At 36.6% G+C, this 694-nt stretch carries 1 protein-coding gene; it reads left to right on the forward strand.

Annotated features, from left to right (window positions below):
• The coding region (locus DAHG_RS21305) for a hypothetical protein (RefSeq protein WP_022936302.1) at positions 1 to 694 on the forward strand (694 nt) is incomplete at both ends.

Here is a 694-nt window from a genome sequence, read left to right on the forward strand (position 1 = left end):
CGCTTCTATTATAATGAGTTATCAGAAGAGGATGCGAATTGTATTAAGAAGGATTTGATCCTGTATAACTCTATGCTGCATATGGCTTATAAGAAACTCTATTTAACTTGTTTTTATGGTGTCAAGGATGCAGTCTCATTACAAAAACAGTTAAAAGCAAAATATGACATGAATGATTACTTTCCTTTATCTGCAATACATGAAGCCAGAGCCTTGCTTAAAAGTAATGTCGAAACCAATCAACGATTGAAGAAAGAATGTACTAAACGGATTGAAAGAATCAAAGAGAAGATTCGTAAGGAAAACAAGTCTTTACAGAACTGGCAGAAAAAGAAAGAACAATTAATTCAAAAAAGCAAGGAACATAAAACTAGTGAAGCAGACTATTTGTATGAGGTACAGATCGTTAATCCAAATATCAAACAGCTGAAGCATAGAATCGGGTTGCTGACCTTTAAATTAAACCGAGAAACGGATAAGCTGAATCATTTGAACTTAGGCATGAGAGCCGCTTGCTTTGGTTCTAGGAAGAAGCTTCATCATGATCTTGAAGCTTATCGGTATGAGCGAAGAAAGCGGATGCTGATACCTGGCAGACGGCAGGGAAAATACAGTAACAATCTCTTCAAATATCATCTTGAATCCGGGATCATGGTTTATCGAGGCACAGAGAAAGAAGTTCATTTACCGATCC

The organism is Dielma fastidiosa, from assembly GCF_000313565.1.
In the GTDB taxonomy this organism is placed as follows: Bacteria; Bacillota_I; Bacilli_A; order Erysipelotrichales; family Erysipelotrichaceae; genus Dielma; species Dielma fastidiosa.